Source organism: Actinomadura geliboluensis, assembly GCF_005889745.1.
GTDB classification, from domain to species: domain Bacteria; phylum Actinomycetota; class Actinomycetes; order Streptosporangiales; family Streptosporangiaceae; genus Spirillospora; species Spirillospora geliboluensis.
This window is the reverse complement of the sequence record NZ_VCKZ01000001.1, coordinates 66,826-78,895: the sequence shown is the minus strand read 5'-3', so window position 1 is coordinate 78,895 and position 12,070 is coordinate 66,826. Positions and strand designations below refer to the sequence as shown.

At 70.5% G+C, this 12,070-nt stretch carries 14 protein-coding genes; 8 read left to right on the top strand and 6 right to left on the bottom strand.

Annotated features, from left to right (window positions below):
* The first annotated feature begins 151 nt into the window (after nucleotides 1-151).
* Nucleotides 152-757 (top strand): dihydrofolate reductase family protein, encoded by a 606-nt coding sequence (locus ETD96_RS00395; protein ID WP_138632131.1) that lies wholly within the window; start codon nucleotides 152-154, stop codon nucleotides 755-757.
* Between the two features lie 507 nt (nucleotides 758-1,264).
* Here the strand turns inward: ETD96_RS00395 and ETD96_RS00390 are convergent.
* Together ETD96_RS00390 and ETD96_RS00385 are read right to left on the bottom strand one after the other, a co-directional pair.
* Nucleotides 1,265-1,435 carry an SDR family oxidoreductase gene (locus tag ETD96_RS00390; RefSeq protein WP_240807028.1) on the bottom strand — a complete coding sequence of 57 codons (171 nt, stop codon included), beginning with the start codon at nucleotides 1,433-1,435 and terminating at the stop codon, nucleotides 1,265-1,267.
* A 68-nt stretch (nucleotides 1,436-1,503) separates the two neighbouring features.
* Entirely contained in the window at nucleotides 1,504-2,073 is a 570-nt protein-coding gene (locus ETD96_RS00385) for a TetR/AcrR family transcriptional regulator (RefSeq protein ID WP_138632127.1), read from the bottom strand.
* Nucleotides 2,074-2,177: 104 nt separating this feature from the next.
* Here ETD96_RS00385 and ETD96_RS00380 point away from each other — a divergent pair, with 104 nt between their 5' ends.
* From ETD96_RS00380 to ETD96_RS00370, 3 genes are all read left to right on the top strand, one after another.
* Complete coding sequence (locus ETD96_RS00380; RefSeq protein ID WP_138632124.1) at nucleotides 2,178-2,804, top strand: dihydrofolate reductase family protein; 627 nt, start codon at nucleotides 2,178-2,180, stop codon at nucleotides 2,802-2,804.
* 25 nt (nucleotides 2,805-2,829) lie between these two features.
* A complete protein-coding gene (locus ETD96_RS00375; protein ID WP_138632121.1) occupies nucleotides 2,830-3,051 on the top strand; it encodes a PNPOx family protein in 222 nt (73 codons plus the stop codon).
* A gap of 521 nt (nucleotides 3,052-3,572) precedes the next feature.
* Entirely contained in the window at nucleotides 3,573-4,760 is a 1,188-nt protein-coding gene (locus ETD96_RS00370; RefSeq protein ID WP_138632118.1) for a DUF4241 domain-containing protein, read from the top strand.
* Here the strand turns inward: ETD96_RS00370 and ETD96_RS00365 are convergent.
* Nucleotides 4,720-5,454, bottom strand: coding sequence for a diacylglycerol/lipid kinase family protein (locus ETD96_RS00365; protein WP_138632115.1), 735 nt, complete (start codon nucleotides 5,452-5,454; stop codon nucleotides 4,720-4,722). The genes ETD96_RS00370 and ETD96_RS00365 overlap by 41 nt on opposite strands.
* Nucleotides 5,455-5,900: 446 nt before the next feature.
* On the opposite strand from ETD96_RS00365, the gene ETD96_RS00360 reads away from it, so the two are divergent.
* Both ETD96_RS00360 and ETD96_RS00355 read left to right on the top strand, forming a co-directional pair.
* Nucleotides 5,901-8,372, top strand: a complete 2,472-nt coding sequence (locus tag ETD96_RS00360; RefSeq protein WP_138632112.1) for a winged helix-turn-helix domain-containing protein — start codon at nucleotides 5,901-5,903, stop codon at nucleotides 8,370-8,372.
* Nucleotides 8,315-8,554, top strand: coding sequence for a response regulator transcription factor (locus tag ETD96_RS00355; protein ID WP_138632109.1), 240 nt, complete (start codon nucleotides 8,315-8,317; stop codon nucleotides 8,552-8,554). Before ETD96_RS00360 ends, ETD96_RS00355 begins: the two co-directional genes overlap by 58 nt.
* A gap of 71 nt (nucleotides 8,555-8,625) precedes the next feature.
* On the opposite strand, the gene ETD96_RS00350 is transcribed toward ETD96_RS00355, so the two are convergent.
* Both ETD96_RS00350 and ETD96_RS44315 read right to left on the bottom strand, forming a co-directional pair.
* The gene (locus ETD96_RS00350; protein ID WP_138632106.1) at nucleotides 8,626-8,883 is read right to left on the bottom strand and encodes a hypothetical protein; all 258 of its coding nucleotides are present in this window, start codon (nucleotides 8,881-8,883) and stop codon (nucleotides 8,626-8,628) included.
* Between the two features lie 47 nt (nucleotides 8,884-8,930).
* Nucleotides 8,931-9,104, bottom strand: coding sequence for a hypothetical protein (locus ETD96_RS44315; protein ID WP_171068770.1), 174 nt, complete (start codon nucleotides 9,102-9,104; stop codon nucleotides 8,931-8,933).
* A 220-nt stretch (nucleotides 9,105-9,324) separates the two neighbouring features.
* Between ETD96_RS44315 and ETD96_RS00345 the strand changes: the two genes are divergently transcribed.
* Nucleotides 9,325-9,777, top strand: coding sequence for a DUF7144 family membrane protein (locus ETD96_RS00345; protein WP_171068769.1), 453 nt, complete (start codon nucleotides 9,325-9,327; stop codon nucleotides 9,775-9,777).
* 46 nt (nucleotides 9,778-9,823) lie between these two features.
* On the top strand, nucleotides 9,824-10,363 hold the full coding sequence (locus tag ETD96_RS00340; protein ID WP_138632103.1) for a hypothetical protein: 540 nt from the start codon (nucleotides 9,824-9,826) through the stop codon (nucleotides 10,361-10,363).
* A 9-nt stretch (nucleotides 10,364-10,372) separates the two neighbouring features.
* On the opposite strand, the gene ETD96_RS00335 is transcribed toward ETD96_RS00340, so the two are convergent.
* A complete protein-coding gene (locus ETD96_RS00335; protein ID WP_138632100.1) occupies nucleotides 10,373-11,983 on the bottom strand; it encodes an MFS transporter in 1,611 nt (536 codons plus the stop codon).
* Nucleotides 11,984-12,070 lie beyond the last annotated feature (87 nt).

Sequence of the window (12,070 nt, the reverse complement as noted above, 5' to 3'; positions counted from 1 at the left end):
CGAGATCTACGTTCACTGGTGCGCGGGCCGCTCCAAGAGAGCTTGACGGTCACCACGATCCACCAATCCGTGCGGGATCTCCACAGCGCGGCCGATGAGTTTGTGGCTCCCGGCTGGTCCAAGCTCGTGACACCTAGGAAAGGACACCGCCATGTCGGAGCTTCTCCTCGACTTCATCACCTCCCTCGACGGCTACGCGTCGGGAGAAGGATGGCCCGGGTTCTGGGGCCTCGAGGGCCCGGAGTATCTCGCATGGCTCGGCGAGCAGCCCGAGGCCACCTACCTGATGGGAGCGAACACCTACCGCCTGATGTCGGGCTTCGCCGCAGGTGAGGTCCCCAGCGGCCAAGACGAGTTCAGGCCCGAGGAAGAGGCGTCCGTCGACGAGCTCACGCAAGCCACCAAGGTGGTGTTCTCCTCCTCACTCGAGGACCCACTGACGTGGGCCAACTCCACGCTCGTCCGCGACGACGCCGTCGAGGCGGTCCGCGCCATGAAGTCGAGTGGCTCCGGGCTCCTCAGCACGATCGGCAGCCTCAGCCTGTGCCGGTCCCTGCTACGAGCCGGACTCGTCGACCGCTTCCGGGTCGTGATGTTCCCGGTGATCACCGGGGCCACGGGCGAAGAACGCATCTACGACGGCTATCCGGACGTTGCCCTTGAGATGATCGAGCACCGCACCTTCGACGGCCGCATCCAGCTGGTCGAGTACAAGCCCCGCGTGCTCGAGCACCCGCCGCTCGGCGTCCCTGGGTGACGTCCGCCGTTCCGGACGGCCGCCAGACCCGCGCCGGCGGGCGCGGAACAAGACCTTAATAGGGGGCGAACGACCGACGTCAGGACGCCCGGTCCAGGCGCCGAGGAGTGGGCACACGGTCGCCGCGCTCGGCGTGGGCGCGGTGGCCGAGGTGGCCAGGTTGATCGCCGACGTTTTCCTTGGCGTGATCGAGACCGCGAGCGCCGGCAGGCGATCCAGGCACTTGAACAGCTGATGGACCAGCACGCCGCCGGGCTCTCAGACGCCGATCTGCACGTGGTGAAGCAGCTCGCGTCTCTCCAAGCCTCGGCGTCCAAAGGCAGGGACGACCGCGGTTCCCTACCGTTACCAGGACGTCGACCTGACCGGCCTGCTACGGCTGTGCCCGGCGGAACTGCAGCGCAGGGCAACGATGTAACGACTCCGACCCACTGACCACGGGTTGAACATCAAGCTAAGCGTCTGTTCCGAACCCTCTGAAGGCGGTGCCAGCGCGGCTCCTCGGGGTCATTGGGCGGTGAAGTCGCCGTCGACCGGGAGTGCGACGCCGGTGACGTAGCCGGCGCCGGGGCTGCACAGCCACAGTACGGCCTGGGCGATCTCCTCAGCGGTTCCGAGCCGGTCGATGGCCTGGCCTGCCTCGGCTTGGCCGCGATCGAGTTCTCCGCCAGCGATCATGGCGTCGGCCCAGATGCAAAATGCCGAGCGCCAGCCGCCTGGGAGGACGTCCGCCAGCGGAACGGTGGTCAGGGGAGGAGGCGGTCCACCATTTGCTCGATGAGGTCGTCGGTCGAGTAGGGCTCCAGGAGGGCGGGGGCGGTTAGGTCGTCCGCGATCAGCCCGGACATGGCGAAGTAGAGCAGGGCGACGCCGGTGCGGTCGCCTGGCAGGCCCGCGTTCACGTGGTAGTCGATGATCTCCCGATGCTCCTCGGTGAGGAACCCGCTGAGCTCGGCGTTCAGGCCGGCGCGGCGGGTGGCCTCCAGGCGCAGCTCCAGCATGGCGAGGTTGCCGGCGCGGTCGTTGCGCATTCGGGCCAGCAACTGGCGCATCAACTCGGTGACCAACTCGTGCGACGGTGCCTGCTTCATGGTCTCGGCTAGCGCCTCGGGATCGGGGGTGAGGCGCTCGCGGGTGCGGCGCATCACCTGGGCGAGCAGCTCGTCCCGGTTGGCGAAGTAGTTGGAGGCGGTGCCGGTGGGCACGCCCGCCTGCTTGTCGATCGCGCGCAGCGTCAGACCGCGCGAGCCTTCCCGGGCCAGGACGTCGATGGCGGCGTCGAGGAGCGCGGTGCGCCGGGTCGGGTTCTGCCGCATGGGGGCCTCCACGAAGGACGATTGACACCACTGCAAGTGCAGTACTAAGGTTCAAAGCACTTCAACCACAGTACTACGACTGCAGTGATCAGAAGGGCGTCTCCATGCGAAAGCTCGTCTACTACATCGCCACCACCCTCGACGGCTTCATCGCCGGACCGGACGGCGCCGACCCCACCGGTCCGGACGGCTTCTGGCCCATCCCCGCCGACTACATCGAGCACCTCGTGGCCAACTACCCCGAGACTCTCCCCGGACCGGCGCGGTCCGCGCTCTCGGTCACCGCCGAGGGCACCTGCTTCGACACCGTCCTGGAAGGGCGCCACAGCTACGAGATCGGGTTGAAGGCCGGGATCGCCGACGCGTATCCGCACCTGCGACACCTGGTCTTCTCCCGGACCCTCGCCGAGAGCCCCGACCCCGCCGTCGAGATCGTCGCCACCGACCCCGCAGAGAAGGTCCGGGAGCTCAAGCGTCAGGACGGCAAGGACATCTGGCTGGTCGGCGGTGGCGAACTCGCCGGCGCCCTGTACGGCGAGATCGACCGGCTCATCCTCAAGGTGGGCCCGCTGACCATCGGCACAGGCATCCCGCTCTTCTCGCGCACGGCCGCCTTCGATCCGCGCAAGTGGGAACTGACCGACCACACCGTGCTCGGCAGCGGCGCCGCGTTCCTCACCTACGACCGACCCGCTGAGCCCGGCGAAACTGCCTCCGACACCGGCAGGTGAGGCCACCTCCCCGCAGGACAGTTCGATGCCCGCTCCGGCAGAGTTCGACCAGCAGGCCGCCCGACCCATCGGGCGCCTGGCCATCGGCTCGCCCGCCGGACGGGTGCAGAACAACCCGGCCAACTTCTTCGTCCCCGCCGGCAGCGGTCCGATCGTCATCGGCGGGGGCACGCTGGGCCGGTCGAAGAAGTTCCAGAACATCCGGCGGGGCCGCATTGAGACCTGGCATCAGCGTGGATCAGCGTGACCAGTTAGCGAGACTGGTGGGGATCAGTGCGGTCGACGGCCTTTGTCGGGCCACCGGTGGCGGTGTGAGTGGGCTTGAGACCGACCTTGAGCCGATGCGTTGATCTGACGGACTGGCCCCGCTGCTCCTCCTGCAGTGAGCGCAGCTCGAAGCCTGGAGACGTCCTGCAACGGATGTCCGAAGCGGGGTGCGCGGTGTAGTCAGCGGGCCCGCAGAGCCAGGAACAGGGGATCTCCGAGCGGCCCGGTCGATGCTGAACGCTGGCAGGGAGTGGCCCGCCAGCGCGCCGGGGACGCGCCGGCCCGACGGCACGGGCGCCGAATCCGTTCGATCCGGGATGTCGGCCGGGGGCGCTAGTGTTCCGCCAGGTTTCCTTGCTTGGCGCGAGTGAGCGTGGCGCGGAGGCCCCGGGGGCGCGGAATCGGCACCCTGGCCCGTCCCAACCCGACAGATCGCATCACCATCGGTGGGTGCACAGTTCGGTTCGGGGCAGTTGCTGGCGATGAGGGAGATGTGGGTCTGTGATTCTGGACAGTCTTGATGTGTCGTATGGCGAGATGTGGGGTTCCGGGCATGCTTTGACTCACCCTGATCCGATGTCGCCTGCGGTTGCTGCGCGTAGACATGCTGCTGAGGAGGACTATGCGGTCTTGCTGGCCGGGCGGGAGCGGCCGCTGGCGCTGCTCGAATACTGGCCGAACCGAATGTGGCGTGTGTATCTGTTCGACGACAGGTCCTATCGCACGCAGATGATCGACCTCAAGTGCGACCGCGGCAAGAAGGTGTTGTGGGCCCACCGGAACACGCGCTGGCAGTTCTCCAGCGAGCGGCAGTACTTGTCCGGTAAGTGGGACGTCCAGGAAACCACGACCGTATCGGCCAACGGCGAGGTCGAGATCAGGTCCGAGTTCAGCAGGTCGGAGCAATCCTCGGTCGCCGAGCCGGAAAACGTCACGGTGCGCCGATTCTCGGCTCCCATCCAAGACTTCCTCCTCCCCGCACCGGAATTCGGCGACTGGCAGGTCTTCGTACGGTTCCTCACCCAGCAGGGCCACGAGCCCGCCACGACGGTGGTCCTGAACGAGGTCTCGATGGAGGATGAGCAGGGACCGCTGCGCGCGACCGGAATCGAGCAGCTGTTCACTCCGGGCACACGCGACACTCCGGATGGTCCGGCCGTTGTCGAGCTCACCGATGCTGGACTGCTGCGGGTCCCGTCCGGGCAGCTGATCGTCTCGGACCCTGGCTTGATCGACGAAACGGCGCGGCGCATCACTGTGCCACCGGGCGAGTTCCCGGTCACGGTGTCGCTGATGCGCACGACGAACGAGGTGCGTGTCGCCGCGGCCAAAGTGACCCTTCTGGACGCCCCGCCCAGCGAGTGGGAAATGGCCATCCGGCCCGAAGAGGACCTGGAACTGCTCGGCGAGGGTCAGTTTTACGGGGTCGGTGTGGATACCGGCACAGTCGCCTTCCTCGATGCGACTCGGCCGGTAAGCAGAGAGAAGCTCGAGGACGACCTGATCGTCCTCCTCGACAGCCGTTTCACGGTGGAGTTGGCCGGCCCAGAGTCCGAGCCGAACCTTATCGCCTTCCGCGCCGGCTGGGGCGACGGATACTACCCTGTCTGGATTGGCCGCACCGAAGACGGGCAAACGAGTTGCGTCGTCATCGACTTTCGACTCTATCCCGCCGCCGAGGGTGAGTAAATTCAAATAGCCGCCGGGCGGGAAGGTGGGGCGGTGTCCTGCGGTGGTCGCACGGCACCCGGACGCGGAGCCCGCCCGGTTGTATTCCACAGATGACGGGTGTCGGCAGGGTGAGCGCTTCACCGTCGACACCGACCGGTATCTCGCCGCTCTCGGAGTCGATGACGACTTCGCTCGCCGTCAGCATGGAAAGGCCGCGGCCGCGTCGGCCGCGGAGCAGACCGGCGGCCTGCGCCGCGCTGTCCACGGTGACGGCCAGGACGCCGAGGACGCCCGCGTCCAGCCGCTCGCGGCGTCCGAATCCCGTAGGGTCGCCGCCCTGGTACGGGTTGTTGCTGACGAGGACGGCCTGCGGAGCTTCGATGAGCACGTTGCCGGCGCGGACGCTCAGGCGCGGCCCCTGGTGGTGGGTCAGCAGTTCGGGGAGTAGTCGGAGGCTGGTGCGGACCTTGCCGTCGCGGTATGCCGGGCTCTGCACGATCGCCGCGTAGGCGCCGAAGGAGGCGTTGTTCACGAAGGCGCGGCCCGCGATGCGGCCGAGGTCGAGGGCGAAGTGGTTGCGGGTTCCGGCCGGGACGACCAACGGCATATCGTGCCGGGCGGCGCCGGCGGTCACGGCGTCGGTGCCCAGTTCTCGTGCCTTCTCGGCCAGGTGGAACCGTTCGACCTTGCCGCCGCCGGAGCGTGGATTCATGAAGACCACCGGGTGCCGCGGAGGCGGTACGGGTGCGGGGACGGTCACCGGGCCGCCGGCTGAGAGCGCGGCCCGTCCGGTCAGCACGGTGAGGGCCGAGAAGGCGGCGAAGACGAGGACGGCCCACAGCAGACCCAGCGCGATGTAGTACGACGCGGCGGCGATGGGTGCGGCGACGGCCAGGATGCCGGACAGGTACCGGATCGGGCCGCGATGTGGATGTCATCGTGCCGCCACGGCGACGGGAGGAGGGCCGGGGGCATCCGGTGACCGTGGCCAAAGGGGTGGGACGTCGCCGAGGGAGCCGCGACGGTGCCCCCGGTCCCTTTCCATACATATTGGTTTGCCGTAGATAAGCGCAAAGATTCCGCTAGGTACCGTTATGTTCGACTTTGTTGCTTTTCCGTTCTCTTGTGGGGCCTCTTGCACGTGGGGGAGGAGGCATCATGAACGAAGCCTTGCCGCAAGATCCTGCTTCGGATCGCGAGCGTCCCAGGGCACCGTCGCCGATCTCGGCGGCGAAGGTGCGGGTGCCCGGCCGCCGCAGTTGGTTCATCACCCGGCAACGTCTGATGGAGCGGCTCGAGAAGGGCACACGCGGCCCGCTCACGGTCGTGACGGGACCTCCCGGCGCGGGGAAGTCGGTCGCGGTGGCCTCCTGGGCGACCACGGGGCGCCGGCCCGGGCCGGTCGCCTGGGTCTCCCTGGACGAGGCGGACCACCGTCCGGCCGCGTTCTGGAGTCTCGTGGCCGCGGCGCTGGAACAGGCGGGAGTGGCCGATGTCCCTCGGCCCTCGGAGCGCGGGCACGACATCTTCTGCGCGCGGCTCATCTTCGCCTTGTCCGGCCGTGCGGCCCCGGTCGTCCTCGTGCTGGACGATTTCCATCCGCCGGCCGGCTCCGATCTTCCTCGCGACGTGGCGCGCGTCCTCAAAGGGGCCGGTCCGGTGCTGCGGCTGGTGCTGATCTCCCGGACCGACCCGCCCCTTCCCCTGCACCGCTACCGGCTGACGGGTGAACTCGTCGAGATCCGGAGCGCGGATCTGGCCTTCGACGACGGCGAGACCCGCACCCTGCTCGCCCACCACGGGGTGCCGGCGACTCCGGCCTCGGTCAGCGCCCTGCGCGACCGGACCGAAGGGTGGGCGGCCGGTCTGCGGCTGGCCGCCATGACGATGGAGGGCCATCCGGATCCCGACGGCTTCGCCGCCGCGTTCGCCGGGGACGACCACGCCGTCGTCGACTACCTCGTCGCGGAGGTGTTGAACGTGCAGCCCCCCGCGGTCCGCCGGCTGCTGCTCAGGCTCAGCGTCGTGGAGAGCTTCGACGCGGAACTGGCGGCAGAGCTCGCCGGACCGGACACGGGTGAACTGTTCGCGAATCTGGTGCGCGAGAATGCCTTCGTCCTGCCGGTGGCCCATGGGTGGTACCGCTTCCACTCGGTGCTCGGTGCGGCCCTGAACCTGACGCTGCGCCAAGAGCATCCGGCGGATGAGGCCATGCTGCATCGGCGTGCGGCGGAATGGTTCAGCCGCGCCGGGTCGCTCGAGGAGGCCGCTCGGCACGCGGTGCTGGCCGGAGACCCGGCCTACGCCTCCCGGCTCATCGTCGACGGTCTGGCGATCGGCCGTGTGCTGGGCCTGTCGGACGGCCGGGCGATCCTCCCGCTCTTCGGTGATCTCCCGGACCGTGCTCTCGCCGGAGCCGCTGGACCCGAGCCGTACCTCGTGGCCGCCGCGGTTTCGCTGGACCAGGGAGACGACGCGGGGCGCGCGGCGCACCTGACCCGGGCGGAGCACCTTCTGGCGGAACTGCCCGACGACCAGGCGATCCCGGCGCGGCTGGCGGCGGGAGTGATCAGGCTCGTCGCCGCCTGCCCGGAGCGGCAGGCGGACCTCCGCGACCTCGTCCACGACCTGGACCGGTCGCTGGACGCCCTCCCGTACGGGGCGCAGCACGATCTGCCGGAACTGGACGCACTGGTCGGCTACGCGCATGGCCTCCTGGAACTGCGCGCCGGGCGGCTCCGGCGGGCCGAGGAGGAGTTCGAGCGCGCCCTGCCCGCCGCCGAGGCCGGCGGCGATCTCCAGCATCGCCGGTGCCTGGGCGGGCTCGCGCTGGCGGGGGCGCTCCAGGGCGGCTTCCGCCGGGCGGCCCGGCTGATGTCGGCGGCGGCGCAGTTGCCCGAGATCTCCACCGGTCCCGCCGGGCGGCGGGTCGCGGCGGTTCATCTGGCGTGCGCTTGGGTGGCACTGGAGGAGGCCCGCCTGGACGAGGCGCGGGACGAACTGGACAAGGGCCGGACGGCGAACGCCGACTCTCCCGACGCACTCCTCTCCGCCCTGCATGACCTCCTCACCGCGCGCCTGGAGGTGGCCGCCGGCCGGCCCGACCGGGCGCTGGCCGTGCTGGACGCCATCGGCGGGGACGCCGCCGGCATGCCGTGGTTCCGGCGCCGGGTGCGGCTGGCCGAGGCCGAGGCGCACCTCGCGGGCGACGCGCCGGCGGAGGCGAGGGATGCCGCCCGCGACGCCGGCGGTGCCGAGGGCGCGGTCGCGCTCGCCCGCGTCCATCTGCATGAGCGGCACCCGGCGGCGGCGTCCCGGGCGGTCCGTCCCGTGCTGATGGAGCCGTCCGCACCGGCCGCCGTCCGGGTGGACGCGTGGCTGCTGGACGCCTGCCTGGCCTACCGGGAGGAGGACCGATCACGGGGCCGCCGCTCGCTGGAGCGCGCGCTGCGCCTGGGCGAACGCGAGAAGATCGGGCTGCCGTTCGCAGGGCGCGCGGCTGGCTGCTCCCCGTGCTGCACCGGGATCCGGAGCTTTTCCAGCCGCACCGGCGGTTCCTCGGACAACTCGGCATGGGAGTGCTCCCTGACCGCCGAGAAGCCGCCGCCCCCGCCGTCGTGGGGTCGCTGAGCAGGCGGGAACTGGAGGTGCTGACCCTGCTCTCCAAGATGCTGACGACGGAAGAGATAGCCACCGAGATGTACCTCTCGGTCAACACCGTGAAGACCCATCTGAGGAACATCTACCGCAAGCTCGCGGTGACCCGCCGGGGCGAGGCGGTCCGCCGCGCACGCCGGTACCGGCTGCTGTGACCCCGCCCTGAGGCAGGCCCGTCCTGAAACGTGCCCGTCCTGAAGCGCGCGGACGTCCCTGAGCCCGCGAGTCAGGGCGGAGTGGGCGGGAGCCGGCGGACCGGGAGCCGGCGGACCGCGACCAGCTCGAACCCCAGCGCCTGGACCCGGTCCAGGATTCCGTACAGGGCCGCCTGGTCCAGTCCCCGGCCGCGCAGCACCGTCTCGCCGGGGTTGAGCGTGACGCTGAGCTCCTCGAAGGCGAGCCGGAGCGATTCGCCGACCCGCCCCTTGATCCTTATCTCGTAGTCCCACGTCGCATGCGGTGCGCCGTGGCCCCATGCCGGCACATCGCCTCCTCTCGGCCCGCCGGTCGCGGGATCGCGGGATCGCGGCATCACCGTGCGGACGCGGCCTGCCGGCCGGCGTGCCGGATCCACAGGGTGACGAGGACGCTGATGATCCCCCAGGTGATCAACCAAAGGCCGAACAGCCAGGTCAGGGCGACGAGCATCGTGCCCTGCCTGCGATCAGGGACGGTTCCTCCCGTCCTCGGGGATGTCGTCGACATCGTCGCTCCTCCCACGCTCTCGTACGACGTCTGGACTCCGGCCCCTGGACGGCTCGTCCGTCCTGGCTGGGGCCGGTACCGGAATGACACCGTTTCCGCAGATCGGGTCGCATCCTCCGCGGCGGGTGATTGAGGCGTTTCCAGTTCACCCGCCGAGGGTGAGCCCACAGCACCGCCGCCGGGTGATTCTGCGAGTGATCGATGGAATGAGGAGGTTCACATGTCACAGCGGATTTCCACCCGGCCGGGCCCCGGTGCGGACACCGAGCCCGCCGGCGGCTGGGCGACCGGCTTCGCGGTCTTCGCCGGCGTGATGATGGTGCTGATCGGGTCGTTCCAGGCCCTGCAAGGGCTGGCCGCGATCCTGCGGGACCAGTTCTATGTCGTCACGCCCCGCTACGTGTACGACTTCGACGTGTCCGCGTGGGGGTGGACGCATCTGGGGCTCGGCATCCTCGTCGCCGTCGCCGGGGTGTTCGTCTTCACCGGCCACGCGTGGGCCCGGGCGATCGGAGTCGCCTTCGCCGTGGTCAACGCGATCTCCCAGTTCCTGTTCCTGCCCTACTACCCGGTGTGGTCGGTGGTCATGATCGCCTTGGACGTCACCGTGATCTGGGCGCTGTGCGTGTACGGCCGGCGCGCCGCCGAACATGCGGGCTACCCGCGACGGTGACGCTCAGCGGAACACCGTCCGCCGAGCAGCGCGCGGAACCGGCCTGATGCGGCGGCGCCCAGTGGACGGGCGGCGGGTTGACGAGCGGCGAAGGACGGCCGGGCTCGACGAGAGGGAGCGCGCGGACTACGCGGGGGCCGTGTACGGGTCGCTGCTGGCCGCGTCGGTGGTCGTGGGGGCGAGCCCCCGGCAGGAGCCGGCGTCCGCCCCGACGCTCATCGCGCTGCTGCTCGCGACCGGGCTGGTCTTCTGGCTGGCGCACGTGTACGCGAGCCTCGCCGGTGACCGGCAGCACGGCCTGCGGGTGAACTGGCCGGAGATCCGGTCGGTCGGCCGGCGCGAGTGGCCGCTGGCTCAGGCGGCCGTACCGCCCGCGGCGGCGGCCTTCGCCTGCTGGGCCGCCGGTCTGTCCGACGGTGCAGCCGCCTGGACGGCGCTGTTCACGGCCCTCGGAGGGCAGGTCGGATGGACCGTGGCCGCCTGGCGGCGGGCCGATGCCGGCGTCCGGCTGATCGTCGTGTCGGGGATGGTCAACCTGGTTCTCGGCCTGCTCATCGTCGCGCTGAAGGTGGTGCTCACTCACTGACGGCGCCGGTCATCGCCGCCGGCTGCGGCCGGCTGGTCCGTTACCGGGCGCGGTCGGCGTGCGCGGGAGGTCGCGGGTGAACGCCAGCGAACCCAGCACGAGCAGCGCGGTGGCCAGCAGCCCCGCCTTCAGCGACAGGATCTGCGCCTTCCCGTAGTTGTCGACGAGGGCCTCGGCGGTGGCGCCGTCGAGGCCCGCCTTCCGCGCGGCCGCCCGGATCTGGCCGGTGGCGACGAAGTCGACGCCGCCGCCGGCGGCCACGCCGACCTGCTCGGCGACCTGCGCGCTGATGCGCTCGTCCTGGCCGACCTTCGACACGAACGCGCCGGTCAGGCCGGCGAGGACGATCGCTCCGATGAGCGCGATGCCGAGCGAGGAGCCGAGCTGCTGGCCGGTGTACTGCAGGCCGCCCGCCTCCGCCCGGCCGGACGCGCCGACGGAGGACTGCACCAGGTTCCCGAGCTGGGAGACCATGAGTCCCATGCCGGTGCCGAGCGCCCCCATCGAGAGCGCGAAGGCGAGGCCCGCCAGGTCCGGCCGCACGGTCGCCATCAGTGCCAGGACCGCTCCGCCGGTGAGCACCAGGCCGGTCCGGACGATCGCCCGCACCGACAGCCGCGACGACAGCCGGGATCCGGCCGCGGAGGCGGCGAACATCATGACGGAGACGGGCAGCATCCTGACGCCCGTCTCCAGCGCGTCGAGGCCGAGGACGAGCTGCAGGTACAGCGGCATGACGAAGAAGACGCCCATGAGGATGAGGTTCTGGGTGAACAGGCCGATCAGCCCGGCCCGGAGCGGCGGCGACGTCAGCAGGTCGAGGTGCAGCAGGGGATCGCCGGCCGCGTGCTCGCGGTGCCGCTGCCAGGCCGTGAAGGCCCAGAGCAGCGTCCCGCCGAGCGCGATGACGAACAGCGTCGGCGACAGGCCGAACGGCTCGACCGGGGCGTCCTTCGGCCGGACCCAGCCCCAGGTGCTGGACTGCAGGGTGCCGAGCACGACCGTCCCGACTCCGCAGGCCGACAGCGCGGTGCCGACGAGGTCGAGGCGGGGAGCCGGGCGGCCGCGGGCGGACTCCGCCAGCAGGCGCGCCGCCGGCAGGATGAGCAGGACCAGCACCACCTCGCCGACGAAGATCACCCGCCAGGTCAGCTCGGTCGTCGCCCAGCCGCCGAGAATCGGCCCGACCGCGATCCCGGCGCCCGCGACCCCGCCGATCACGGCGTAGGCGGCCGCGCGCTCGCGTCCCGTGAAGTTGTCGGCGACCAGGGCGACCAGTGCGGGCAGGACCAACGCGGCGCCGATGCCCTCCAGTATCGACCAGCCGAGCGCAAGCACGGCCAGGGTCGGGGCGGCCGCGGTCAGCGCCGATCCGCAGGCGTAGACGACCAGCCCGGTGACGAAGGCGCGGCGCCGGCCGATGATGTCGCCGATCTTGGCGCCGGTCAGCATGAACATCGCCATCACCAGGCAGTACAGGGTGATGACCGCCTGGATCGCGGGGACCGTCGTGTCGAAGTCGTCCACCAGTGTGCTGATCGAGACGTTCATGACCGACTGGTCGAGGACCATGACGAACTGCGCGGTCGCCAGTGCGAGCAGCGGCCCCCATCGTCCCATCGCGTGCCTCCGATACGCCGTGTCCGCGTCGCCGCCCGTACTCCGCCTGCCCGCGTTACACCCCGGGTGCTTCGCGCGGGTGGCCTG

Bases quoted from the DNA above. Each gene is read 5' to 3' on its own strand.
- ETD96_RS00395 (WP_138632131.1), top strand. From the start codon at position 152: ATGTCGGAGCTTCTCCTCGACTTCATCACCTCCCTCGACGGCTACGCG.
- ETD96_RS00390 (WP_240807028.1), bottom strand. From the start codon at position 1,435: ATGATCGCTGGCGGAGAACTCGATCGCGGCCAAGCCGAGGCAGGCCAG.
- ETD96_RS00385 (WP_138632127.1), bottom strand. From the start codon at position 2,073: ATGCGGCAGAACCCGACCCGGCGCACCGCGCTCCTCGACGCCGCCATC.
- ETD96_RS00380 (WP_138632124.1), top strand. From the start codon at position 2,178: ATGCGAAAGCTCGTCTACTACATCGCCACCACCCTCGACGGCTTCATC.
- ETD96_RS00375 (WP_138632121.1), top strand. From the start codon at position 2,830: ATGCCCGCTCCGGCAGAGTTCGACCAGCAGGCCGCCCGACCCATCGGG.
- ETD96_RS00365 (WP_138632115.1), bottom strand. From the start codon at position 5,454: ATGAATCCACGCTCCGGCGGCGGCAAGGTCGAACGGTTCCACCTGGCC.
- ETD96_RS00360 (WP_138632112.1), top strand. From the start codon at position 5,901: ATGAACGAAGCCTTGCCGCAAGATCCTGCTTCGGATCGCGAGCGTCCC.
- ETD96_RS00355 (WP_138632109.1), top strand. From the start codon at position 8,315: ATGGGAGTGCTCCCTGACCGCCGAGAAGCCGCCGCCCCCGCCGTCGTG.
- ETD96_RS44315 (WP_171068770.1), bottom strand. From the start codon at position 9,104: ATGTCGACGACATCCCCGAGGACGGGAGGAACCGTCCCTGATCGCAGG.
- ETD96_RS00345 (WP_171068769.1), top strand. From the start codon at position 9,325: ATGTCACAGCGGATTTCCACCCGGCCGGGCCCCGGTGCGGACACCGAG.
- ETD96_RS00340 (WP_138632103.1), top strand. From the start codon at position 9,824: ATGCGGCGGCGCCCAGTGGACGGGCGGCGGGTTGACGAGCGGCGAAGG.
- ETD96_RS00335 (WP_138632100.1), bottom strand. From the start codon at position 11,983: ATGGGACGATGGGGGCCGCTGCTCGCACTGGCGACCGCGCAGTTCGTC.